This window comes from Zwartia sp., assembly GCF_049655405.1.
In the GTDB taxonomy this organism is placed as follows: Bacteria; Pseudomonadota; Gammaproteobacteria; order Burkholderiales; family Burkholderiaceae_B; genus Zwartia.
In genome coordinates, this window is record NZ_JBASJR010000001.1 from 132,226 (window position 1) to 154,795 (window position 22,570).

General features: G+C 52.9%; 18 protein-coding genes. 5 read left to right on the forward strand and 13 right to left on the reverse strand.

From position 1 onward, the window contains the following. Window positions 1-25 precede the first annotated feature (25 nt). Window positions 26-2,521, forward strand: a complete 2,496-nt coding sequence (locus WBJ47_RS00625; protein ID WP_424585268.1) for a Tex family protein — start codon at window positions 26-28, stop codon at window positions 2,519-2,521. Between the two features lie 113 nt (window positions 2,522-2,634). Here WBJ47_RS00625 and WBJ47_RS00630 read toward each other — a convergent pair whose 3' ends face one another. The 6 genes from WBJ47_RS00630 to WBJ47_RS00655 form a co-directional block, all read right to left on the reverse strand. Beyond that, window positions 2,635-3,993: a tryptophan--tRNA ligase gene (locus WBJ47_RS00630; RefSeq protein WP_422243355.1), complete on the reverse strand. Its 1,359-nt coding sequence runs from the start codon at window positions 3,991-3,993 to the stop codon at window positions 2,635-2,637. 10 nt (window positions 3,994-4,003) lie between these two features. Beyond that, entirely contained in the window at window positions 4,004-5,095 is a 1,092-nt protein-coding gene (gene zapE / locus WBJ47_RS00635) for a cell division protein ZapE (protein ID WP_422243365.1), read from the reverse strand. A gap of 20 nt (window positions 5,096-5,115) precedes the next feature. Beyond that, window positions 5,116-6,546: a dihydrolipoyl dehydrogenase gene (gene lpdA / locus WBJ47_RS00640; RefSeq protein ID WP_422243356.1), complete on the reverse strand. Its 1,431-nt coding sequence runs from the start codon at window positions 6,544-6,546 to the stop codon at window positions 5,116-5,118. 12 nt (window positions 6,547-6,558) lie between these two features. After that, window positions 6,559-7,794: a 2-oxoglutarate dehydrogenase complex dihydrolipoyllysine-residue succinyltransferase gene (odhB, locus tag WBJ47_RS00645; protein WP_422243357.1), complete on the reverse strand. Its 1,236-nt coding sequence runs from the start codon at window positions 7,792-7,794 to the stop codon at window positions 6,559-6,561. Between the two features lie 40 nt (window positions 7,795-7,834). After that, a complete protein-coding gene (locus WBJ47_RS00650; RefSeq protein ID WP_422243358.1) occupies window positions 7,835-10,702 on the reverse strand; it encodes a 2-oxoglutarate dehydrogenase E1 component in 2,868 nt (955 codons plus the stop codon). A gap of 100 nt (window positions 10,703-10,802) precedes the next feature. Continuing rightward, window positions 10,803-10,970, reverse strand: coding sequence for a hypothetical protein (locus WBJ47_RS00655; RefSeq protein ID WP_422243359.1), 168 nt, complete (start codon window positions 10,968-10,970; stop codon window positions 10,803-10,805). On the opposite strand from WBJ47_RS00655, the gene WBJ47_RS00660 reads away from it, so the two are divergent. Continuing rightward, entirely contained in the window at window positions 10,969-13,254 is a 2,286-nt protein-coding gene (locus tag WBJ47_RS00660; protein WP_422243360.1) for an NADP-dependent malic enzyme, read from the forward strand. The genes WBJ47_RS00655 and WBJ47_RS00660 overlap by 2 nt on opposite strands. A gap of 104 nt (window positions 13,255-13,358) precedes the next feature. Here the strand turns inward: WBJ47_RS00660 and WBJ47_RS00665 are convergent, their stop codons facing one another. The 7 genes from WBJ47_RS00665 to WBJ47_RS00695 form a co-directional block, all read right to left on the reverse strand. Then, window positions 13,359-14,660 carry a citrate synthase gene (locus tag WBJ47_RS00665; RefSeq protein ID WP_422243361.1) on the reverse strand — a complete coding sequence of 434 codons (1,302 nt, stop codon included), beginning with the start codon at window positions 14,658-14,660 and terminating at the stop codon, window positions 13,359-13,361. A 45-nt stretch (window positions 14,661-14,705) separates the two neighbouring features. After that, complete coding sequence (locus tag WBJ47_RS00670; protein ID WP_422243362.1) at window positions 14,706-14,966, reverse strand: succinate dehydrogenase assembly factor 2; 261 nt, start codon at window positions 14,964-14,966, stop codon at window positions 14,706-14,708. A gap of 12 nt (window positions 14,967-14,978) precedes the next feature. Further along, complete coding sequence (locus tag WBJ47_RS00675; protein ID WP_422243363.1) at window positions 14,979-15,695, reverse strand: succinate dehydrogenase iron-sulfur subunit; 717 nt, start codon at window positions 15,693-15,695, stop codon at window positions 14,979-14,981. Window positions 15,696-15,717: 22 nt separating this feature from the next. Continuing rightward, window positions 15,718-17,496, reverse strand: a complete 1,779-nt coding sequence (sdhA, locus tag WBJ47_RS00680) for a succinate dehydrogenase flavoprotein subunit (RefSeq protein ID WP_424585269.1) — start codon at window positions 17,494-17,496, stop codon at window positions 15,718-15,720. 3 nt (window positions 17,497-17,499) lie between these two features. Beyond that, window positions 17,500-17,883 (reverse strand): succinate dehydrogenase, hydrophobic membrane anchor protein, encoded by a 384-nt coding sequence (gene sdhD, locus WBJ47_RS00685; protein WP_422244631.1) that lies wholly within the window; start codon window positions 17,881-17,883, stop codon window positions 17,500-17,502. Further along, entirely contained in the window at window positions 17,883-18,293 is a 411-nt protein-coding gene (sdhC, locus tag WBJ47_RS00690) for a succinate dehydrogenase, cytochrome b556 subunit (RefSeq protein ID WP_422244618.1), read from the reverse strand. Before sdhC ends, sdhD begins: the two co-directional genes overlap by 1 nt. Before the next feature lie 90 nt (window positions 18,294-18,383). Further along, window positions 18,384-19,154 (reverse strand): GntR family transcriptional regulator, encoded by a 771-nt coding sequence (locus tag WBJ47_RS00695; RefSeq protein WP_422244620.1) that lies wholly within the window; start codon window positions 19,152-19,154, stop codon window positions 18,384-18,386. Between the two features lie 227 nt (window positions 19,155-19,381). Between WBJ47_RS00695 and WBJ47_RS00700 the strand changes: the two genes are divergently transcribed. The 3 genes from WBJ47_RS00700 to prpC all read left to right on the forward strand — a co-directional run bounded on the left by WBJ47_RS00700 (window position 19,382) and on the right by prpC (window position 22,566). Next, window positions 19,382-20,371 (forward strand): malate dehydrogenase, encoded by a 990-nt coding sequence (locus WBJ47_RS00700; protein WP_422244622.1) that lies wholly within the window; start codon window positions 19,382-19,384, stop codon window positions 20,369-20,371. 83 nt (window positions 20,372-20,454) lie between these two features. Continuing rightward, window positions 20,455-21,348 carry a methylisocitrate lyase gene (gene prpB, locus WBJ47_RS00705; RefSeq protein ID WP_422244624.1) on the forward strand — a complete coding sequence of 298 codons (894 nt, stop codon included), beginning with the start codon at window positions 20,455-20,457 and terminating at the stop codon, window positions 21,346-21,348. Window positions 21,349-21,366: 18 nt separating this feature from the next. After that, window positions 21,367-22,566, forward strand: a complete 1,200-nt coding sequence (prpC, locus tag WBJ47_RS00710; protein ID WP_422244626.1) for a bifunctional 2-methylcitrate synthase/citrate synthase — start codon at window positions 21,367-21,369, stop codon at window positions 22,564-22,566. The last annotated feature ends 4 nt before the right edge of the window (window positions 22,567-22,570 follow it).

Genomic DNA, 22,570 nt, shown 5'->3' on the forward strand with positions numbered 1-22,570 from the left:
CGCAATCTATAAAGTTCTGGAAATCATGAGCGATTCAATGACCCCGCAGTCCGCACCGCAGTCCGCCCCGTCAGCAAAACCTGCAGAGTCGTCTGCCCAAACTGCTGCGATCTCGTCTGCGGCCACTGCGACCTTTGCTGCCCCTGTCACGGCCGCCCAGGCAGAACTTCGCATTACGGCCCAACTTGCCGAAGAGCTCAGCATCAGGCCCCAGCAGGTTGCCGCGGTCATCGAATTATTAAAAGATGGCGCAACGATTCCGTTTATCGCCCGTTATCGCAAGGAAGCCACTGGAGGTCTCGACGACACCGTCTTGCGAAATCTGGATACGCGCCTGCTTTACCTGCGCGATCTAGAAGAGCGGCGCGCGGCGATTTTGGCCTCTATTTCCGAACAGCAAAAACTGACGCCCGAACTGGAAAAATCCATCCAACAAGCTGACACCAAGCAGCGGCTCGAGGACTTGTACGCCCCCTTTAAGGTGAAAAGGAGAACACGTGCCCAAATCGCCAGAGAAGCGGGTCTTGAGCCTCTGGCAGATGCGATTTTGGCGGACTTGAGTTGCGACCCCATCACACTGGCCGCACAATATTTAAATCCGGATGCAAATATTACAGAAGCCAAGGCAGCTCTTGATGGTGCGCGAGATATTCTAGCTGAACGCTATGCTGAAAATGCTGATTTACTGGCCGATCTACGCACCCATTTGTGGTCACACGGCTACCTCTATTCAAAAGTTGCCGAGGGCAAAGAAGCCGAAGGCGCCAATTTCCGTGACTGGTTCGAGTTTAACGAACCACTCCGCACCCTACCCTCGCATCGTGTGCTTGCTATGCTGCGCGGCCGCCAACAAGGCGTGCTGGAGCTACGAATTGGTCTTGAGGCAAGCCAAGATATCTTGGTTCCGCATCCCTGTATTGAGCGCGTGGCGCAATTCCTCAAGCTAGGCAGAGATCTCTTCGACGCGACCCCCTCGCCCCGTGCCAAATGGCTAGCTGATGTGGCTCGCTGGACATGGCGGGTCAAACTGCTCACCATGTTTGAAACAGAAATGATCACGCGACTGCGCGAAAGCGCCGAAACCGAGGCTATTCGAGTGTTTGCCGCAAACCTCAAAGACCTGTTGCTCGCCGCACCTGCGGGCCCTAAAGCAGTGTTGGGCTTAGACCCTGGCATTCGGACGGGCGTCAAGGTGGCGGCGATTGATCACACCGGCAAACTGGTTGAGACCGCAACGGTCTACCCCTTTGAGCCAAGACGCGACCGTGCTGGATCTTTGGCGACACTGGCTGCGATTGCACGCCGTCACAACATTGAACTGGTTGCCATCGGCAATGGCACTGCTTCGCGCGAAACTGAAAAACTGGTGGCTGACTTGATGGCTGAACAGCCTGATCTCAAGCTCACACGCGTGGTCGTTTCTGAGGCGGGTGCTTCGGTCTATTCCGCCTCGGAGCTGGCTGCCCTTGAGTTTCCTGACCTGGACGTGAGTTTGCGTGGTGCGGCCTCGATTGCTCGACGCTTGCAAGACCCCTTGGCGGAACTCGTCAAGATCGAGCCTAAAGCCATTGGTGTCGGTCAGTATCAACACGACCTTAATCAACGCGAGCTGGCGCGCTCTCTGGATGCCGTTGTCGAAGACTGCGTGAATGCCGTCGGTGTCGATGTCAACACGGCCTCTGCAGCGCTGCTGGCACGCGTCTCGGGTCTGAACAGCACCTTGGCTAAAAACATCGTGGCCTATCGCGACGACAAGGGTGTGTTCCCCAACAGAGCTGCTCTCAAAGAAGTTTCTCGCTTTGGCGAAAAAGCGTTCGAACAAGCTGCAGGTTTCTTGCGTATCCCCAACGGCAACAACCCTCTTGATGCTTCTTCGGTCCATCCCGAAGCCTATCCTGTCGTTGAACGTATTTTGAAAAAAATCGCGGCCGACATGAAAGAAGTCATCGGTAACCGGGAAAAACTCAAAGGCCTCTCACCCTCTGAGTTTACAGATGACCGCTTTGGCGTGCCGACTGTACGGGATATTTTGCTCGAACTTGAAAAACCCGGCCGCGACCCGCGTCCAGAGTTCAAGACGGCGACATTTAAAGAGGGTGTCGAGACACTTAATGATTTGCTGCCAGGGATGATTCTCGAAGGCGTAGTCACTAACGTCGCCAACTTTGGCGCCTTTGTTGATATCGGCGTCCATCAAGATGGTTTGGTCCACATCTCTGCGCTTGCGGAAAAATTTGTCTCCGATCCGCGTGATGTTGTGCGTGTGGGACAAACCGTCAGCGTCCGAGTGCAAGAGGTCGATATTCCTCGCAAGCGCATCGCCTTGACGATGCGCTTGAATGATGAGGCGCCACCTGCTCGCTCCATGAATACTGGTGCGGCTGGCGGTGGTCAAACTTCAGGCAAGAATCGCTCAGGTGGTTCAGGCAGCTCGGGAGGCGCTAAGCCAAGCCGCAATGGTGCTCCCGAGCCTACAGGCCAAGGTGCGATGGCAGCCGCATTCGCAAAACTCAAGCGCTGAAAGCTCAAGCGCTAAAGGTTCAAGCGCTAAAGGTTTAAACCCTTGTATGCGCTTCAAGTGCCAGTCTGCGCTGAGTGTCTTCCCTAGCGGTTGGAAGCACTCAGCGAGGACACTCACTCTGTCGGACGCAAACTCGCACGCAAGGCTTCAACGCGCTCAGCTCGCTGAACGCTGGAGACACTCGTCACACCCGTCGCGACCACAGCCCCATCAAGCGTGAGAGTAAAGTCCAGCTCGCCAGCGAGGGTCAGCATGACCTCAAGGTCACCGCTTTGCAAGGCACGCATGGCAGCCCCCGCCAACTTGGGATCTGCAAAAGCAACTGAGGAAAAAAGCTCTGCCCCATCCAAGCCAAGGAAGCGGAAACGAAACTGCCCCGCGTCGTCACGGAAACTCACAAAACGAGCGCCTTTGCCGCCACCCTTGGCCTGCTTGGCAGCACCAGATTTTTCTTGGGTCGCAAGCGTACGTAAGCCAACCGCTTGACGCAACTCATGAATAAAAGGTGTCGCGATGGCACGTGCTTTACGCGCACCTTCTTGCAAGATGTCTTCAATTCGATTGGGATGTGCCATCAAATCTTCGTAATTGTCGCGCATCGGTCCAAGCTCTTGCTCGATACGTTCGCACAAATTCTGTTTAGCCTCACCCCAGCCCATTCCCGTTGCAAGTGCCTGACGAAAAGCGGCAGTCTCTGACTGCTGAGCAAAGGCTTTGTAAATGAGATAGAGATGCGAAGCCTCTGCATCCTTGGGCTCACCCGGACCGCGTGAGTCGGTGACGATTTTGGCGACCGCTGATTTCAGTGCGCGCGCGCCACCCTCAAAGAGAGGGACAGTATTGTTGTAGCTCTTGGACATCTTGCGTCCATCGAGACCTGGCAGAGTCGCCACATCTTCGGCAATGACTGCCTCGGGAAGCACGAAAAAGTCTTTACCCTGCCCGAATAAATGATTGAATCTCTGAGCAATGTCACGGGCCATTTCAAGATGCTGTGTCTGATCACGACCCACAGGTACCTTGTGAGCATTGAACATCAAAATATCTGCCGCCATCAAAATGGGATAGGAAAACAAACCCATCGTGATACCGTCATCAGGCTCAACACTCTTTGCGACATTTTGATCAACCGAGGCCTTGTAGGCATGGGCGCGATTCATCAAACCCTTTGCCGTAACGCACGTCAGCATCCAACATAACTCTGGGATTTCAGGCACATCAGACTGACGATAAAAAGTCACACGCTCTGGGTCAAGTCCCGAGGCCAACCAAGTCGCCGCGATCTCCAAGCGAGAACGCGCAATACGGTCAGCATCCTCGCACTTAATCAACGCGTGATAGTCCGCCAAAAAGAAAAATGCATCGACATTTTTTTCGAGGCTCGCTTGAATGGCGGGACGAATCGCGCCAACATAGTTGCCCAGATGAGGGGTACCCGACGTCGTGATGCCGGTGAGAACGCGCGTATTCATGATGTTGACCTTAGAGACTGACGGTATCGCGCTGCTCGGAATCCAAATACTCCTTGGACTGCATCTCAAGGATGCGGGAAACAGTGCGATGAAACTCGTTAGACATGGGACCAGAAGTATAGATTTCCTCTGGCTCACACTCAGCAGACATGATCAACTTGACCTTGTGGTCGTAGAAAACATCGATCAGCCATGTGAATCTCCTAGCCTCAGAGGCGTGTTTCGGCCCCATTTTTGGCACGTCCGAGAGAATCACTGCGTGAAATCGGCTGGCGATTTCAAGATAATCGTTTTGAGAACGTGGCCCACCGCACAAGGTCGCGAAATCAAACCAGACCACACTACCCGCACGTTTTTTAGCCGTGATCTCTCGATGTTCGATTAAGAGCACTGGATCCTGCGGGGGCGTATCAGACAGTTGGGCAAAGGCCTCATGCAAGGCTTGGTCCGCTTGTGCGCCGAGGGGTGTGTGATAGCACTTGACCTGCTCGAGTGTTCGACGACGGTAATCAATCCCGGCATCCACATTCAAAATATCCATCCGGTCTTTGATCAAGGCGATTGCGGGCAAAATACGATCGCGATGCAGGCCATCAGGATAAAGCAGTGAAGGCTCGTAATTGGACGTCATGACAAAAGAAGTGCCATGTTCGAAAAATTTGAGTAACAGCCGATACAAAATCATGGCGTCAGCCACATCCGAGACATGAAACTCGTCGAAACAGATGAGGCGGTAGCGTTTGGAGATGCGCTTGGCAACCTCGTCTAGCGGGTCTTGCATGCCTTTGACTTCGTCAAGCTGGCGATGCACGCTACGCATGAATTCATGGAAATGCAGACGGGTTTTACGCTTGACAGGAACTGTCGCGTAAAACGCATCCATCAAAAAGCTCTTGCCACGCCCTACTCCACCCCAGAGGTAAACCCCTCTGGGCACATCAGGACGTTTGAACAGGCGTTTGACGGCACTGGAGCGATCGCTTTTAAAAGCGATCCAGTCGTCAAAATACTTTTGCAAACGCTCGATGGCGGTGCGCTGAGCGGGGTCTGGCTGATAACCGCGCTCAGCCAGACTGCTTTCATAGTGTTGAAGGACGTTCAAGAAAGTTGCACGCAAGTGCCTCAGAAATTGAGTGTGCGCTTGTCAACCGCCAAGGCTGCTTCTTTCATGGACTCCGACAAGGTCGGGTGTGCATGACAGATGCGGGCGATATCTTCGGCGGCACCACGGAATTCCATGATGGTGACCGCTTCTGCGATCAGCTCGGAAGCCATCGGACCAATGATATGGACACCCAAGACTTCATCGGTCACTGCATCCGCCAAAATCTTGACGAAACCAGTGGTGTCACCTAAGGCACGTGCACGACCATTGGCCAAGAAGGGGAAACTGCCGGCTTTGTAAGCACGACCGGAGGCCTTGAGCTGCTGCTCGGTCTGACCCACCCATGAAATCTCAGGTGAGGTATAGATGACCCAAGGAATCGTGTCAAAGTTAACGTGACCATGCTGTCCGCCGATACGTTCGGCAACCGCAACGCCTTCTTCTTCGGCTTTGTGTGCCAGCATTGGGCCGCGCACCACATCACCAACCGCCCACACATTAGGCAAGTTCGTTTTGCAATCCGCATCCACCACGATAAAGCCGCGCTCATCGAGTTTGAGGCCGACCGTATCAGCATTCAAGCCACCGGTGTAAGGGACTCGACCAATTGAAACAATCAGTTTATCCACTACCAGTTTCTGCTCCGCGCCAGTTGCGTCCGTGTAGGGCACAGTCACTTGCTTGGGAGTCGACTTGATCTCGCCGAGCTTGACACCCATCTGGATATTTAAGCCCTGCTTGGTGAAAATCTTTTGTGCTTCTTTGGCCACCTGTGTGTCGACAGCTGCCAGAAACTCTGGCATGGCTTCGAGAATAGTCACTTCGGCACCCAGACGACGCCAGACGCTACCCATTTCAAGACCAATCACGCCAGCGCCGATGACACCCAGCTTTTTTGGGACCGCAGCGATATTCAAGGCGCCATCGTTCGACAACACCTGCTGTTCGTCAAAAGGCAGGCCCGGCAATTCGCGTGCCGAGGAGCCTGTGGCGATCACAACGTGTTTACCAACAATATCGGCCTCTGTCGTGCCTGAAACCTTGATCGCCCAACCGCCATCGACTTGACCCGCAAAAGCGCCTTTGCCGTGAAAGAAAGTGATCTTGTTCTTTTTGAACAGATACAAAATACCGTCGTTGTTTTGTTTCACGACGCTATTTTTGCGACCGATCATTTTGTCGAGCTTGAGCGAAACACCCTTGACCTCGATACCGTGATCAACCAGATGATGATTGACTTGGTCGTAATGCTCAGAAGACTGCAACAGCGCTTTGGAGGGGATGCAACCAACGTTGGTACAAGTACCGCCTGGCGCAGGACCGCCCTGGCCATTTTGCCAGGCGTCGATACACGCGACAGTCTTGCCCAACTGGGCCGCGCGAATCGCAGCGATATAACCGCCTGGGCCCGCACCGATCACCACTACATCAAATTGATTTGAGGACATAAATTTTCCAGCTTAGATTTCGAGCAGCATGCGCTGCGGATCTTCGAGCGCCTCTTTCATGGCAACCAAGCCCAGAACAGCTTCGCGACCATCAATAATGCGGTGATCGTAAGACATCGCAAGATAATTAATTGGGCGAATCACGATCTGACCCTTTTCAACCACGGCACGCTCTTTCGTTGCGTGCACACCCAAGATCGCGGCCTGAGGAGGATTAATAATCGGTGTCGACAGCATCGAACCAAACACACCACCGTTCGAGATCGAGAAAGTACCGCCTGTCATTTCTTCGATGCCGAGCTTGCCTTCAGAAGCACGCTTACCGAAATCAGCAATTGTCTTTTCAATTTCAGCGATCGTGAGCTGGTCTGCGTTACGCAAGATTGGCACCACCAAACCGCGTGGGCTGCCGACAGCGATACCGATATCAAAATAGCCGTGATAAATGATGTCTTTGCCATCCACCGAAGCATTCAAAATCGGGTAGCGCTTGAGAGCGGCCACAGCAGCTTTAACAAAGAAAGACATGAAACCGAGCTTGACGCCATGCTCTTTTTCGAACTTGTCTTTGTAAAGATTACGCAGGTCAATCACACCTTGCATGTTGACTTCGTTGAACGTTGTCAAGATGGCATTGTCCTGTTGCGATTGCAACAAACGCTCAGCCACACGTGCACGCAAACGGCTCATGGGCACACGCTGCTCAGGACGACCATCCAGCGACTGCGTCATGGGTACGGAGGGGTTTGCCAACGCAACCTTTGGAGCGGCTGGGGCAGCAGCAGGCGCTGCTGAGGCTCCCAATGCATCACCTTTGGTGATACGACCATTACGGCCTGTCCCTGCAACAGAAGCGGCTGAGACGCCTTTGTCAGCCAGAATTTTGGAAGCAGCAGGAGAAGCGATACCTGCGGAGGCTGCGGAAGCAGCTGGCGCGGGTGCCGAGACTGCAGCAGGCGCTGCGGCTGGAGCAGAAGCAGCGGCTGCAGGTGCTGCGGCAGCTTTGCCGTCTGTATCGATGCGAGCCAGGACTTCGCCAGAAGTGACTAAACTGCCATCGCCTTTGACGATTTCAGACAGGACACCGGAGGCCGGAGCTGGGACTTCGAGGACCACTTTGTCGGTTTCGACTTCGATCAGGATTTCATCAGCCTGAACTGCTTCGCCAGGTTTCTTTTTCCAAGTCAAGAGAGTCGCTTCGGACACTGATTCGGATAACTGTGGAACAACAACGTCGGTGAGAGCCATTATGTTTTTTCCGTAATTGGATAAATGCGTTGATCTGGGTTTATTTAGTCAGCATGAAGGTCTTGAACTTGCCAAACGCTTGCTCGACCAGCGCTTTTTGCTGCTCAAGGTGTTTGGCCAGATAGCCAACGGCTGGCGAGGCGGAGGCTGCACGGCCTGCATAACCAAGCTTTTGACCACTGGTCATGTTCTGATACAAGTGATGCTGAACATAGAACCAAGAGCCCTGATTCTGTGGCTCATCCTGAACCCAGACCACTTCAGTTGCTTTGGGGTATTTGCGCAATTCAGTTTCAAACGTCTTGTGCGCAAAGGGATACAACTGTTCGGCACGAATGATCGCAACCGTGTTGTCTTTACGCTCGCGACGACCATTGACCAAATCGTAATAAACCTTGCCTGAACACACCAGCACACGCTTAACAGCAGCGGGGTTGATAGACTCATCCACCTCTGCAATGATTGGACGGAAGCGGCCCGTTGCCAGATCAGACAAAGGTGAGCCTGCATCTTTGTTACGCAGCAAGGACTTTGGCGTCAAAATGACCAAAGGCTTGCGGAACTGGCGAATCATCTGACGACGCAACAGATGGAAAATCTGTGCGGCGGTCGTGGGCTGTACCACTTGGATGTTGTTGTCTGCACAAAGCTGCAAGAACCGTTCAATACGCGCCGACGAGTGCTCTGGGCCCTGACCTTCGTAACCGTGAGGCAACATCATAGTCAAACCGGACTGACGACCCCATTTGGCCTCGCCGGAGACGATGAACTGGTCAATCACAACCTGCGCACCGTTGACGAAGTCACCAAACTGGGCTTCCCAGATGGTGAGGGTCTTGGGATCTGCGCAAGAGTAGCCGTATTCAAAACCTAGAACAGCTTCTTCGGACAGCACAGAGTCGATCACCGTAAAGGGTGCCTGACCATCTACGACATGCTGGAGAGGGATGTAAGTGCCATCGTCCCAACGCTCACGGTTTTGGTCATGCAAGACAGCATGACGGTGAGTAAACGTGCCGCGACCGGAGTCTTGACCTGTGATGCGAACGGCATAACCTGATGCAACCAATGTTGCAAAAGCCAGATGCTCGCCCATTCCCCAATCGAGATTCATCTCACCACGCGCCATCGTGCGACGATCGTTCAGCAACTTGGTCACGAGCGAGTGAGGCGCAAAGCCCTCAGGCACCATGGTGAGTTTTTCACCGATTCGCTTGAGCTCAGAGATCGGCACAGCAGTATCAGCCTGATCCGTCCACTTGGCATTGAGGTAAGACGTCCAGTCAATCGCATACTTGCTCTTGTAGTCCGTCAAGACGGGCTCAATCGTGCGGCGACCATCTTCCATGTATTGACGATAGTCTTTGACGAGCTGGTCTCCGTCGCCATCTTTCAGAACACCCTGCGCCGTCAGCTTGTCTGCATAGAGCTTGCGTGTGCCAGGATGCGCGCCAATCGTCTTGTACATCAAAGGCTGCGTCAAGGATGGTGTGTCTTGTTCGTTGTGACCGAGTTTGCGGAAACAAACAATATCCACCACGACATCTTTACCAAACTGCATGCGGAAATCCAGCGCCATGCGGGTTGCAAAGACAACTGCCTCAGGATCGTCGCCGTTCACATGAAACACGGGGGCTTCGATCATTTTGGAGACATCGGTACAGTAGATCGTCGAACGTGTGTCGCGTGGATCAGAGGTCGTGAAACCGATCTGGTTGTTGATGACCAGATGTAAAGTGCCGCCTGTGCCGTAACCGCGCGTTTCAGCGAGGTTGAGTGTTTCCATGACAACGCCCTGGCCTGCAAAAGCAGCATCGCCGTGAACGAGTACAGGCAAGACCTGTTTGTAACCGTCAGCACCCCGACGCTCTTGGCGTGCACGCACGCTGCCTTCGACGACAGGGTTGACGATCTCAAGGTGCGAGGGATTAAAGGCCAATGACAGATGCACTGGACCACCACGTGTAGACAAATCGCTCGAGAATCCGTTGTGATATTTCACATCACCATCGGTCAGGCCTTCGGCATGATGACCTTCGAACTCTGCGAACAAATCACCAGGCATCTTGCCCATGATGTTGACAAGCATGTTGAGACGGCCACGGTGAGCCATGCCCACCACGATTTCCTGAACGCCTGACTCACCTGCGTGGTTGACCACCTCGTCCATTGACGCGATGAAACTGTCACCACCTTCGAGGGAGAAACGCTTTTGACCCACATATTTTGTGTGCAGAAAGCGCTCAAGACCTTCGGCCTCGGTTAGCTGCTGCAAAATGTGGCGCTTGCGATCGGCCGCAAAAGTGGGGGCGCTGAGCGTGGACTCGAGGCGCTCCTGCACCCAGCGCTTGACGGCTGGATCTGACGCGTGCATGAACTCGACGCCGATTGAACGGCAGTACGTATCACGCAAGGCTTTCAGAATCTCGCGCAACGTCATCGTTGTCGCTTTGGTGAAATAGGTGTTGGTTGCAGAGAAAACCTGATCCAGATCGGCTTCGGTCAGACCATAAAATGCGGGGTCAAGCTCAGGAATACTGGGGCGGTCTTGACGCTTGAGTGGATCGAGCTCCGCCCAACGCGAGCCGAGAGTGCGATAAGCAGCAATCAATGACTGGACGTGAACTTGTTTCATCGCAACAGCAAGATCGGGTTCTTGACCACGTTGAACAAAAGCATTCGCTTTTGCGCGTTGCGCAAAGGATTCGATGATGGGTGCGTGCGCTTGGTCGCGCGTGGCTTCTTGACCATCCGTTGCGGGCATATGCTGCAACTGGTCAAAGTAATTACGCCAATTATCCGGAACCGAACCTGGATTATCCAGATAGGCTTCGTAGAGTTCTTCTACGTAGGGCGCATTGCCCCCAAAGAGATAAGAGTTCTGTAGAGATTCGAGTTCTGATGACATTTTAGCGCTTCACCTATTCGGATGTTTCACCCGTTACGATGCAGGAATACCTTCCGTTTTCTCGGCCAAACCGATTTGCGGATAGCGGGGCAGAAGGCGGTTATTTAATAGCCTTAAGAGCCGGCACATAAGTATAACCCCAAGCTTTTAATTGTTTTGGCTGATGCTGCACCGCAAAATCGAAAAAATTGTGAATTTGATGCTTAAGCCTGCGCATGCCTGTAAGCTTGGCGTTACTTTTTTCACCTTTCGCATTGATGAGATCCATGGACGAGAACCTTGCCAAGTTAGCGCTTGATTACCACGCATACCCCACCCCCGGGAAAATCTCTGTTACCCCGACAAAGCCCCTCGCCAATCAAGACGATTTATCGCTAGCGTACTCGCCAGGGGTTGCAGCAGCCTGCATGGCAATTCATGCGCAGGGTGATGAGGCGGCGGCAAAGTACACCTCGCGCTCCAATTTGGTCGCCGTCATCACGAATGGTACTGCGGTGCTGGGGCTTGGCAATATCGGCCCCCTGGCAGCAAAACCTGTTATGGAGGGTAAAGGCTGCCTGTTCAAGAAGTTTGCCGGGATTGATGTGTTTGATATCGAACTCGCGGAGACCGATCCAGACAAGCTCGTGGACATCATCGCTGCACTCGAGCCCACCCTTGGCGGCATTAACCTCGAAGACATCAAAGCGCCAGAGTGCTTTTACATCGAGAAAAAGCTGCGTGAGCGCATGAAGATCCCTGTTTTTCATGATGACCAGCACGGAACAGCCATCATTTCCTCCGCGGCGATCATGAATGGTCTGAAGGTCGTGGGTAAGAAGATGGATCAGGTCAAACTGGTTGTATCTGGCGCCGGTGCGGCATCAATTGCTTGCTTGGATTTACTTGTCCACCTCGGCATCAAAAAAGAACACATTTTTGTTTGTGACTCGCGCGGCGTCATCTATGAAGGTCGCGATGCGCAAATGGAAGAAAATAAAAAACGCTATGCCCAAAAGACTGAGCTTCGTACCCTTGCTGAGGCAATGGTGGGCGCGGACGTATTCTTGGGTTGCTCAGCCCCCGGAGTCGTCAATGGGGAAATGGTCAAGAGCATGGGCACAAAGCCCCTGATTTTGGCCTTGGCAAACCCAGAGCCTGAAATTCGCCCCGAAATCGCAAAAGCTGCACGTCCAGATTGCATTATCGCGACGGGACGCTCCGACTATCCGAACCAAGTCAACAACGTCCTTTGCTTCCCGTTTATTTTCCGCGGAGCGTTGGATGCAGGCGCCAGCAGCATTACAGAGGCCATGAAACTTGCTTGCGTCAAGGCAATTGCCGAGCTCGCAGAGGCCGAGCAAAGCGACGAGGTCGCACAAGCCTATGCCGGCCAAGACCTGACCTTTGGGCCGGATTACATCATTCCCAAGCCTTTCGATCCTCGTCTCATTGTTCAAATCGCGCCCGCCGTGGCGCAAGCCGCAGCCGAGTCTGGTGTTGCGCGCCGCCCCATCCAAGACATGGAGGCTTATAAAGCGAAACTCCAGGCCATGATTTACCACTCCGGCCAGCTGATGAGCCCGCTTTTCACGCAAGCTAAACGCGCGCCTAAGCGCGTGATTTACGCGGATGGCGAAGACGAGCGTGTCTTGCGTGCCGCCCAAACTGTGTCCGACGAAAAAATCGCTTTCCCGATTTTGATTGGTCGTCCGTCAGTGATCAATATGCGCATCCAGAAAATGGGCTTGCGTCTGGAAGTTGGTAAAAATATTGAGATTGTGGATCCCGAGGATGACGCACGCTTTAACGAGTCATGGCAAGAGTATTACCGCATCAAAGGTCGCGAGGGTGTAACACCCACTATCGCCAAGGCGATGGTCCGCAAGCACAACACGCTCATTGCCGTGCTGCTCCTCAAGCGTGGTGATGCCGATGCAGTGCTCTGCGGCATCGGCAGCCGTTTCGATAATCAACTCAAATATGTTGAAGATGTGATCGGTCTGCAAAAAGGCGCGTCTACCTTTGCCGCAATGAATGTACTGATGCTTTCCGACCAGACACTGTTCATTTGTGACACGCACGTGAACGAAGATCCCTCCGCGGAACAAGTCGCGGACATGACCGTTCAGGCCGCACACAAAATGCGCAACTTTGGCATCGTTCCAAAAATCGCCCTACTCTCACACTCCAATTTTGGTAGTCGCCCAACTGCCTCTTCACGCAAAATGGCGCAGGCACGACAGCTCATCAGCGAGCGCGCTCCTTCACTTGAGGTGGATGGTGAAATGCATGCGGACTCAGCACTTTCTGAGTCAATCAGAACAGCAAACTACCCAGACAGCACGTTGAAAGGCAGCGCCAACCTGCTGGTCATGCCAAACTTGGACACAGGCAATGTCACGTACAACCTGTTGAAAATGACAGGCAGTAACGGCATCGCAATGGGTCCTGTTTTGCTGGGTGCTGCACGTCCAGTGCATATTTTGACGAACAGCGCCACGGTGCGTCGAGTGATCAACATGACGGCTCTAGCCGTCATTGATGCACAGATGGAAGCTGAGCAGCGCTAGTTGGCCTGAAGGGCTGCCCGGAGGGCAGCCTTGAGAGGCTCCTTCACATAAAAAAAAGCCTGATCGAGCGATCAGGCTTTTTTTACACCAAACACTTTTTGTGATTAACGCTTGGGAACCGAGCGTGATACTGAACCCTGATACAGCTGGCGTGGACGGCCAATTTTGTACTCTGGATCAGAAATCATTTCATTCCACTGCGCAATCCAACCAACGGTCCGAGCCAACGCGAAAATCGCAGTGAACAAGGCAGTCGGAACACCGATCGCACGCTGAACGATACCGGAGTAGAAATCAACGTTTGGATAAAGCTTACGCTCAACGAAGTAAGGATCCTCAAGCGCAATACGCTCAACTTCCATGGCGAGTTTAAACAGTGGATCATTTTCCAGACCAAGTGCCGCCAATACTTCCTTGCATGTTTGCTGCATGAGCTTGGCGCGAGGATCGTAGTTTTTGTAAACGCGGTGACCAAAGCCCATCAAACGTACGCCAGAGTTTTTGTCTTTGACCTGCTCCATGAACTCGCCGACTTTGGACATTCCGCCCTTGGCCTGCAACTCCTCGAGCATCTGCAAACATGCTTCGTTGGCGCCACCGTGAGCGGGACCCCACAAACAAGCAACACCAGAAGCAATCGCGGCAAAAGGATTGGTGCCTGACGAGCCACACAAACGCACGGTAGAAGTCGAAGCGTTTTGCTCGTGGTCAGCATGCAAAATAAAGATACGATCAAGCGCGCGCTCGACAACAGGATTGACCACATACTCTTCGCAAGGCGTGGCGAACATCATGCGCAGGAAGTTGCCTGTGTACGAAAGATTATTTTGTGGATAAATGTAAGGCTGACCCTGAGAATACTTGTATGCCATGGCGACGAGAGTCGGCATCTTGGCGATCAAGCGAATCGCAGAGACATGACGGTGATGCGGATTGGTGATGTCTGTCGAGTCATGATAGAACGCAGACAACGCCCCAACCAAACCTGTCAAGACAGCCATTGGATGCGCGTCACGACGGAAACCACGCAAGAAAAAGTGCATTTGCTCGTTGACCATCGTGTGCTTGGACACGAGCGTGTCAAATTCAGTTTTTTGCTTGGGATCAGGCAGCTCACCATTGAGGATCAGATAGCTGATATCCATGAAGTCGCAATTGACGGCGAGCTCTTCGATCGGGTAGCCGCGATACAGCAACTCACCCTTGTCACCGTCGATGTAGGTGATGTTGGACGTACATGAAGCGGTCGACAAAAAACCTGGATCGTAAGTAAACAGACCGGTCTGACCATATAGCTTACGGATGTCGATAACCTGTGGACCGACGCTGCCGTTGTACATAGGAAAATCAACCGAAGGGCTACCGTCTGAAAACGATAACGTGGCTTTTTTGTCGGACAGGTTCATACGTAATTCCTTCGTTTATATTTGGTTAGCGAGGCAGGATGCTGTCTATGCCGCGCGTATCTGCGCAAGCACCATCTTGACTGCGGGTCGGTCAAGCGCCCCCTCGGGCTCAACACGACCTAATAATAAGTCTAACAGCTCGTTGTCTGAGAGTTCAAACAGTTGGGTCAGCGCGCCGACTTCGACGTCTGTCAGCTCTGCTTGATAAACATCGAGATAACGCGTGAGAATCAGATCATTTTCGAGCAGACCCCGTCTGGCACGCCAACGTAACCTTATTCGATCCTGATCTGATAATGTTCCCATGAGTTCTCTATGCTAGACAGTACGACGCACAAGCATTTCTTTGATCTTACCAATTGCGCGTGTTGGATTCAGACCTTTTGGACACACGTCCACACAATTCATAATGGTGTGGCAGCGGAACAAGCGGTATGGATCCTCAAGATTGTCGAGACGCTCAGCTGTTTCATGGTCGCGAGTGTCGGCAATGAAACGATAAGCTTGCAACAGTCCAGCTGGACCGACAAACTTGTCTGGATTCCACCAGAACGATGGGCAGGAGGTCGAGCAACAGGCGCACAAAATACACTCATACAAACCATCAAGCTCTTCGCGTGCCTCGGGCGTCTGCAAACGCTCCTTTTCAGGCGGTGGCGTGTCGTTGATCAAGTATGGGCGAATCGAATGATATTGATTAAAGAAGTGCGTCATATCGACGATCAGATCGCGAATCACAGGCAAGCCTGGGAGTGGACGCAACACGACAGGCTCTTTAAGTTCGAGCATGTTGGTTGTGCAAGCCAGTCCGTTTTTGCCATTGATGTTCATCGCATCCGAACCGCAGACGCCTTCGCGGCATGAGCGGCGCAGTGCCAAACTGTCATCAACGTCCATCTTGATGCGAATCAGCGCATCCAGCAACATCTTGTCTGTAGGCTGCAACTCAACTTCGAGTTTTTGCATGTAGGGACGCTCATCCTTGTCAGGATCGTAGCGGTAAATTTCAAACTTCACGATGCGTTTTTTGCTCATGATTTATTCCAGGTATCCTGACTTAGAATGTGCGGGTCTTGGGCGGGAAGCTTTCGACTGTGAGTGGCTGCATCTGCACAGGCTTGTAATCGAGGCGATTGCCTTTCGAGTACCAAAGTGTGTGCTTGATCCAGTTGTCATCATCACGTGCTGGGAAATCATCCAGTGCATGCGCACCACGGCTTTCCGTACGTGCTGCAGCTGAGTGAATCGTCGAACGCGCCACTTCAATCATGTTGCTCAATTCGAGCGCCTCAATACGGGCAGTATTAAAGACCTTGGACTTGTCCTGGAAAGCGATGTTATCGACTTTCTCGGCCAGGGCATCAATCTTTGCCACGCCTTCTTTGAGGGAGGCCATCGTACGGAACACGCCGCAATGCTGTTGCATAGCGTTACGAATTTCGTTACCGACAAACTGTGTCTTTTCACCCGTTTTACGCTGTTCAAGCTTGTTGACACGCTCGAGTGAAAAGTCCACGGACTCTTGTGGCAATGGCTGATGTGCACGCTGACGCTCTGGGTGAGCGGCAACGATATGGTTACCGGCTGCACGACCAAACACAATCAGATCCAACAAGGAGTTGGTACCCAGTCGGTTTGCGCCGTGAACAGAAGTTGCCGAGCACTCACCAATTGCGTAGAGACCATTGACGATCTTGGTCTGCTGGCCGTCCCATGTTGTGACTTGACCGTTGTAGTTACAGGGGATGCCGCCCATCTGATAGTGGATGGTTGGAACAACGGGGATGGGCTCTTTGGTTGCGTCAACGTTCGCGAATTTGTGTCCGATTTCGAGGATCGAAGGCAAACGCTTGTTGATCACGTCGGCACCGAGGTGGTCGAGCTTGAGGTGGACGTAAGCGCCGTCCGGTCCGCAACCACGGCCTTCCTTGATTTCCTGGTCCATACAACGCGAAATAAAGTCGCGTGGTGCCAAGTCTTTCAATGTAGGCGCATAACGCTCCATGAAGCGCTCGCCGTCCTTGTTGAGCAAAATACCGCCCTCGCCGCGAACACCTTCAGTGATCAGCACGCCCGCACCGGCAACGCCAGTGGGGTGAAATTGCCAAAACTCCATGTCCATCATGGGGATGCCAGCACGAGCGGCCATGCCCATTCCGTCGCCGGTATTGATGAAGGCGTTAGTCGACGCAGCCCAAATACGACCCGCACCACCTGTCGCGATCACGGTTGTTTTGGCTTCGAAAATATAGATCTCGCCAGTTTCCATCTCGAGCGCGGTCACGCCTAACACGTCACCTGCGTCGTTGCGGATCAGGTCAAGCGCCATCCACTCAACGAAAAACTGGGTACGTGAAGCGACGTTGCGCTGATAGAGTGTGTGCAACAACGCGTGACCGGTACGGTCAGCTGCAGCGCAAGCACGCTGAACAGGCTTTTCGCCAAAGTTAGCAGTATGACCACCGAACGGACGCTGATAGATCGTACCGTCAGGGTTGCGGTCAAAAGGCATACCCATGTGCTCAAGCTCGTACACGGCATTGGGGGCTTCACGACACATGAATTCGATTGCATCTTGGTCGCCCAGCCAATCCGAACCCTTGACGGTATCGTACATGTGCCAGTACCAATTGTCTTCGCTCATGTTGCCTAAAGAGGCACCAATACCACCCTGCGCTGCCACGGTGTGCGAGCGAGTTGGAAAGACTTTTGAAAGCACTGCAACGGACAAGCCCGCATTTGCGAGTTGAAGGGAGCAACGCATGCCGGCTCCACCGGCACCCACGACGACCACGTCAAATTGACGGCGCGGTAAAGTTGATTTGACAGCTGCCACGGCTTAGTTTCTCCAGAGGATGTGTACAAAGTACACGACTGATCCGACCAACCAAAGAAGAGTCAGAACCAGTAAAAAAATACGAAGGCCTACGGGCTTGATGTAGTCCATCCAGATATCGCGCACGCCAATCCAGGCGTGCCAAGCAAGCGAAAACATCGCGAGCGTAGCGAGGATCTGTCCCAAAGGCATAAAGAGCACGGTGAACGTGAAGAGGTTTTTCCAGCCCTCGTAGTTGAAGCCAGACATCGTCAGGATGCCGACTAGCAACACCAGGGTGTAAACCGCGAGAATGATGGCGGTGACACGCTGAGCAATGAACTCACCCGTGCCGTAGTGCGCGCCGACTACTAAGCGCTTAGGACCGATTTTTTCGACGGGAACCATCACCACACTCCGAATAATTTGAGGCCAAAAACCAGAGTGAGCGCCAAGCTCACACCCATGACAAGACTTGCGCTTTTAGCTGCAGACTCTTTATCCAATCCAATGTGCAAATCCAGGATCAAGTAACGAATACCAGCACAGAAGTGATGCAAATAGCCCCAAATCAAGACCAAGAGAATCAACTTTACGATTGGGTGACCAATCACCATTGCCAGAGCATTAAACCCGGCTTGGCTAGCGAAACTCATCGCAAACAGTGCAATCAGGAACGGCAAGCACAAAAAGAGTAAAGCGCCACTCACTCGGTGAAGAATGGAAACTTTTCCGGCCATCGGCAAGCGATACTTCATCAAATCAGTAACGTTGATGTTACGGAATTGAGGACGCGGCTTGTTAGCTGTGTCAGACATAACGACCTCGAACATAAAACAGTTGGATAAGAGAAAACACGTTATTTTCGCTCATGTAGAGACTGCGTGTAAAACGATAAAAAAAACCAATTAATTCAAGCTATTACGATAATAATACTCATTAGTCACATAATGACCGATACGTAATTCTACAGGACGGTTTCCGTAGGTGAAGGAAATTCGCTCCACACAAAGTAGGGGTATTGAGGCAACCAAACCAAGAGCCTGCGCAATATCGTCCGGTGCGGCTACAGCCCGCAGTTTTTCCTCTGCTCGCACCATGTTGATACCGAACTCAGACTCAAATAACCCATACAACGGCCCCGAATAGTCATTTAACAAATCTGCGGTCAACCCCTTGAATAAGTTGCCGGGCAAATAAATATCGTCGATCACCGTTGGCACGCCAGAGAAAGACAGCACGCGCCGAATTGCTACCACTGGATCACCAGACTTGATCTCAAGCGCGCGAGCAATGTCTGCATTGGCACGCATGCGTCGACAATCAAGCACTCTGCTTTGGGCTGGCTCGGGCTCACCTTCGGTGGGCGCCAATCTCAAAAATCTGAAGCGAACCCGCGGCTCGAGATGCGTGGCAACAAAAGTGCCTTTGCCCTGGCGCCTCAACAGGATATTTTGTGAGGCCAGCTCATCAATCGCTTTTCTCACCGTGCCTTGGCTCACCTGAAAGCGCGCAGCCAGTTCGATTTCGCTCGGAATGGACTCTCCAGGTTTCCACTCACCCGCATCCAACGACTTGACCAGCAAAGATTTAATCTGCTGATAAAGAGGGCTAAATGCAGCCGCCGAGCTCGTGCCAGAATCGGCTGGAGCGGCGCGGGAGCGAGGACTATCAGACATCGGAAAGGCTCTGGAAAATCATTCGCCATTGTGACATAAGGTGAAATGAAAGTCCATTACTCTTGTGTCTTATATAAGATATAAGATTGTTGACGAATTACGTGTATTTGCATTAGCATTTGGGGGTCAATTTTCTTGTGCTGAGCCGAGCGTATAAGAGGCCCACAAAAAAGCTAAACTCCATCATTACCCTTTTCACAATCCTCTCAGTTCTATCGGAGATCGTTATGTCCAAACCCGCCATGCGTGTTGCGGTTACTGGTGCAGCAGGCCAGATCGGTTACGCCCTTTTGTTCCGTATCGCTTCAGGCGAAATGCTTGGCAAAGACCAGCCTGTTATTTTGCAACTGCTGGAAATTCCGGACGAAAAAGCCCAAAAAGCGCTCAAAGGCGTCATGATGGAGCTTGATGATTGCGCGTTTCCTTTGCTGCAATCCATGACTGCGCACAGTGATCCACTCGAAGCATTCAAAGACGTGGAAGTCGCCTTACTGGTCGGTTCACGTCCACGCGGTCCTGGCATGGAGCGCGCAGACCTGTTGGCTGTGAACGCAGCCATTTTCACCGCACAAGGCAAAGCGCTTGACGCGGTCGCAAACCGCAACGTCAAAGTGCTGGTTGTCGGTAACCCTGCCAACACCAATGCTTATATCGCAATGAAGTCTGCACCTAGCCTGCCGGCGAAAAACTTTACCGCCATGCTTCGCCTGGATCACAACCGTGCCTTGTCACAGTTGGCCTCAAAAATGGGTAAGCCTGTTGCAGAGATTCAAAAACTCGCAGTGTGGGGCAACCACTCGCCTACTATGTATGCTGACTACCGTTTTGCCACCATTGGCGGTCAGAGCGTAGAAAAACTGATCAACGATGCAGCTTGGAACCGCGACGTGTTCTTGCCCACAGTCGGTAAGCGCGGCGCTGCCATCATTGAAGCACGTGGTCTGTCTTCAGCCGCATCGGCCGCTAATGCCGCAATCGATCACGTGCGTGATTGGGTGTTGGGCACAAACGGCAAGTGGGTCACCATGGGCGTTCCTTCCGATGGGTCCTACGGCATTCCCGAAGGCATCATGTACGGCGTGCCCGTCACCTGTGAAGGTGGTGAATATCACCGCGTGACAGGTCTCGAAGTAGACGCGTTCTCTCGAGAGCGCATGGACCTGACGCTTAAAGAGCTGACAGAAGAGCGCGACGCAGTCGCTCATTTGCTCAAGTAAGCACCGAGTTAATGGGCCCCACAAGGGCCCATTTTTTTATAAGATCATTTTTCAAAAGATCAATATTCGTCACGGAGATCAAGATGTCCAAACAAGCCCCCGCTGGTCAACGGTTTCGCGAAGCACTCGCAGCCGAAAAGCCTCTGCAAATTATCGGCGCTATCAACGCCAACCACGCTCTGCTTGCCAAGCGCGCCGGCTTTAAGGCCATCTACCTCTCCGGTGGCGGCGTTGCAGCAGGTTCGTTGGGTCTGCCCGACTTAGGCATCAATACACTTGATGACGTACTCACTGATGTGCGCCGCATCACAGACGTATGCGATACACCGTTGATCGTCGACATCGACACAGGCTTCGGTCCCTCGGCCTTTAACATCGCGCGCACCATTCAGAGTTTGAGCAAATTCGGCGCTGCCGGTTGCCACATCGAAGACCAAGTCGGCGCCAAGCGCTGTGGTCATCGCCCAGGTAAGGAAATCGTGTCGACTGAAGAAATGCGCGACCGCGTCAAGGCTGCGGCCGATGCACGCACAGATGACAGTTTCTACCTGATCGCCCGCACCGATGCGATCGCCTCGCATGGCGTGGACGCAGCGATTGAGCGTGCGATTGCCTGCGTTGAGGCGGGTGCCGATGCAATTTTTGCCGAAGCAGCCTACGACCTCGCTACGTTTGAAAAGTTTTCAAAGGCAGTCAGCGTACCCTTGCTCGCCAACATCACTGAATTTGGCAAAACTCCACTCTTTTCAGTGGATGAGTTGCGCAGCTCAGGCGTGGGCATGGTGCTCTACCCGCTGTCAGCGTTCCGTGCCATGAACAAAGCTGCAGAGACGGTGTACACCGCCATCCGCCGCGACGGTCATCAGCGCAATGTCATCGACATCATGCAAACGCGTGACGAACTCTACGACCGCATCAATTATCACGAATTCGAAGGCAAACTCGACGTACTGTTTGCCCAAGGCAAATCCAAATAATTCATTGAGAGAACCAACATGGCCACGACAAAAAAACCTGTAAAACGCGCCGCTCCAGCGAAAGCTGTCGAGACTGCAGCACCTGTTTTCAAACCTAAAAAATCTGTTGCACTCTCAGGTGTGACAGCGGGTAACACTGCCCTGTGTACAGTCGGTCGCAGCGGTAACGACTTGCATTACCGCGGGTATGACATTCTTGATTTTGCTGACACCAGCGAATTTGAGGAAATCGCGCACCTGCTGATCCACGGCAAACTGCCTAACAAGGCTGAATTAGCTGCTTACAAAGAAAAACTACGTTCGATGCGCGGTCTGCCAGCGCAGTTGCAGACTGTGCTCGAGTCTCTGCCTGCCGCTAGCCACCCGATGGACGTGATGCGCACTGCCGCCTCCGCCCTTGGCTGCATCCTGCCAGAAAAAGAAGATCACAACACGCCTGATGCGCGTGACATCGCTGACCGCCTGATGGCCAACCTCGGCTCCGCCCTGCTCTACTGGTATCACTTTAGCCACAATGGTCGCATCATTGATGTTCAAACCGATGACGATTCGATCGGCGCACACTTCCTGCACCTCTTGCACGGCAAAAAACCCAATGCGGATTGGGTCCGTGCCATGCACACCTCACTTATTTTGTACGCAGAGCACGAGTTCAATGCCTCGACCTTTACCTGCCGCGTGATCGCAGGCACAGGCTCCGACATGTACTCAGCGATTGCTGGCGGCATTGGCGCTCTGCGCGGCCCCAAGCATGGCGGTGCAAACGAAGTCGCTTTTGAAGTTCAAAAGCGCTATGAGACACCCGACGAAGCTGAAGCCGACGTGCGCGCGCGCGTTGAAAACAAAGAAGTCATCATTGGCTTTGGCCACCCCGTCTATACGATCTCTGATCCGCGCAACAAGGTCATCAAAGATGTTGCCTTGCGCTTGTCAAAGAAAGCCGGCACTACCAAGATGTATGACATCGCCGATCGTCTCGAAGCAGTGATGTGGGATGCGAAAAAAATGTTCGCCAACCTCGACTGGTTCTCGGCAGTGTCATATCACATGATGGGCGTACCGACAGCGATGTTTACACCCCTGTTCGTGATTGCGCGGACAGCTGGCTGGTCGGCACACATCATCGAGCAACGTATCGACAACAAGATCATTCGTCCGGCAGCCAACTACACCGGTCCTGATGATCAGAAATTCGTTCCACTTGCCAAGCGTCGTTAATCCA

What these genes read in the sequence shown, in the direction of transcription:
- lpdA (WP_422243356.1), bottom strand. Translation starts at nt 6,546, where the DNA reads ATGTCCTCAAATCAATTTGATGTAGTGGTGATCGGTGCGGGCCCAGGC.
- WBJ47_RS00670 (WP_422243362.1), bottom strand. Translation starts at nt 14,966, where the DNA reads ATGGGAACATTATCAGATCAGGATCGAATAAGGTTACGTTGGCGTGCC.
- prpC (WP_422244626.1), top strand. Translation starts at nt 21,367, where the DNA reads ATGGCCACGACAAAAAAACCTGTAAAACGCGCCGCTCCAGCGAAAGCT.
- WBJ47_RS00630 (WP_422243355.1), bottom strand. Translation starts at nt 3,993, where the DNA reads ATGAATACGCGCGTTCTCACCGGCATCACGACGTCGGGTACCCCTCAT.
- sdhC (WP_422244618.1), bottom strand. Translation starts at nt 18,293, where the DNA reads ATGTCTGACACAGCTAACAAGCCGCGTCCTCAATTCCGTAACATCAAC.
- WBJ47_RS00665 (WP_422243361.1), bottom strand. Translation starts at nt 14,660, where the DNA reads ATGAACCTGTCCGACAAAAAAGCCACGTTATCGTTTTCAGACGGTAGC.
- WBJ47_RS00660 (WP_422243360.1), top strand. Translation starts at nt 10,969, where the DNA reads ATGGACGAGAACCTTGCCAAGTTAGCGCTTGATTACCACGCATACCCC.
- WBJ47_RS00650 (WP_422243358.1), bottom strand. Translation starts at nt 10,702, where the DNA reads ATGTCATCAGAACTCGAATCTCTACAGAACTCTTATCTCTTTGGGGGC.
- WBJ47_RS00675 (WP_422243363.1), bottom strand. Translation starts at nt 15,695, where the DNA reads ATGAGCAAAAAACGCATCGTGAAGTTTGAAATTTACCGCTACGATCCT.
- prpB (WP_422244624.1), top strand. Translation starts at nt 20,455, where the DNA reads ATGTCCAAACAAGCCCCCGCTGGTCAACGGTTTCGCGAAGCACTCGCA.
- sdhD (WP_422244631.1), bottom strand. Translation starts at nt 17,883, where the DNA reads ATGGTTCCCGTCGAAAAAATCGGTCCTAAGCGCTTAGTAGTCGGCGCG.
- odhB (WP_422243357.1), bottom strand. Translation starts at nt 7,794, where the DNA reads ATGGCTCTCACCGACGTTGTTGTTCCACAGTTATCCGAATCAGTGTCC.
- WBJ47_RS00695 (WP_422244620.1), bottom strand. Translation starts at nt 19,154, where the DNA reads ATGTCTGATAGTCCTCGCTCCCGCGCCGCTCCAGCCGATTCTGGCACG.
- WBJ47_RS00625 (WP_424585268.1), top strand. Translation starts at nt 26, where the DNA reads ATGAGCGATTCAATGACCCCGCAGTCCGCACCGCAGTCCGCCCCGTCA.
- WBJ47_RS00655 (WP_422243359.1), bottom strand. Translation starts at nt 10,970, where the DNA reads ATGGATCTCATCAATGCGAAAGGTGAAAAAAGTAACGCCAAGCTTACA.
- WBJ47_RS00700 (WP_422244622.1), top strand. Translation starts at nt 19,382, where the DNA reads ATGTCCAAACCCGCCATGCGTGTTGCGGTTACTGGTGCAGCAGGCCAG.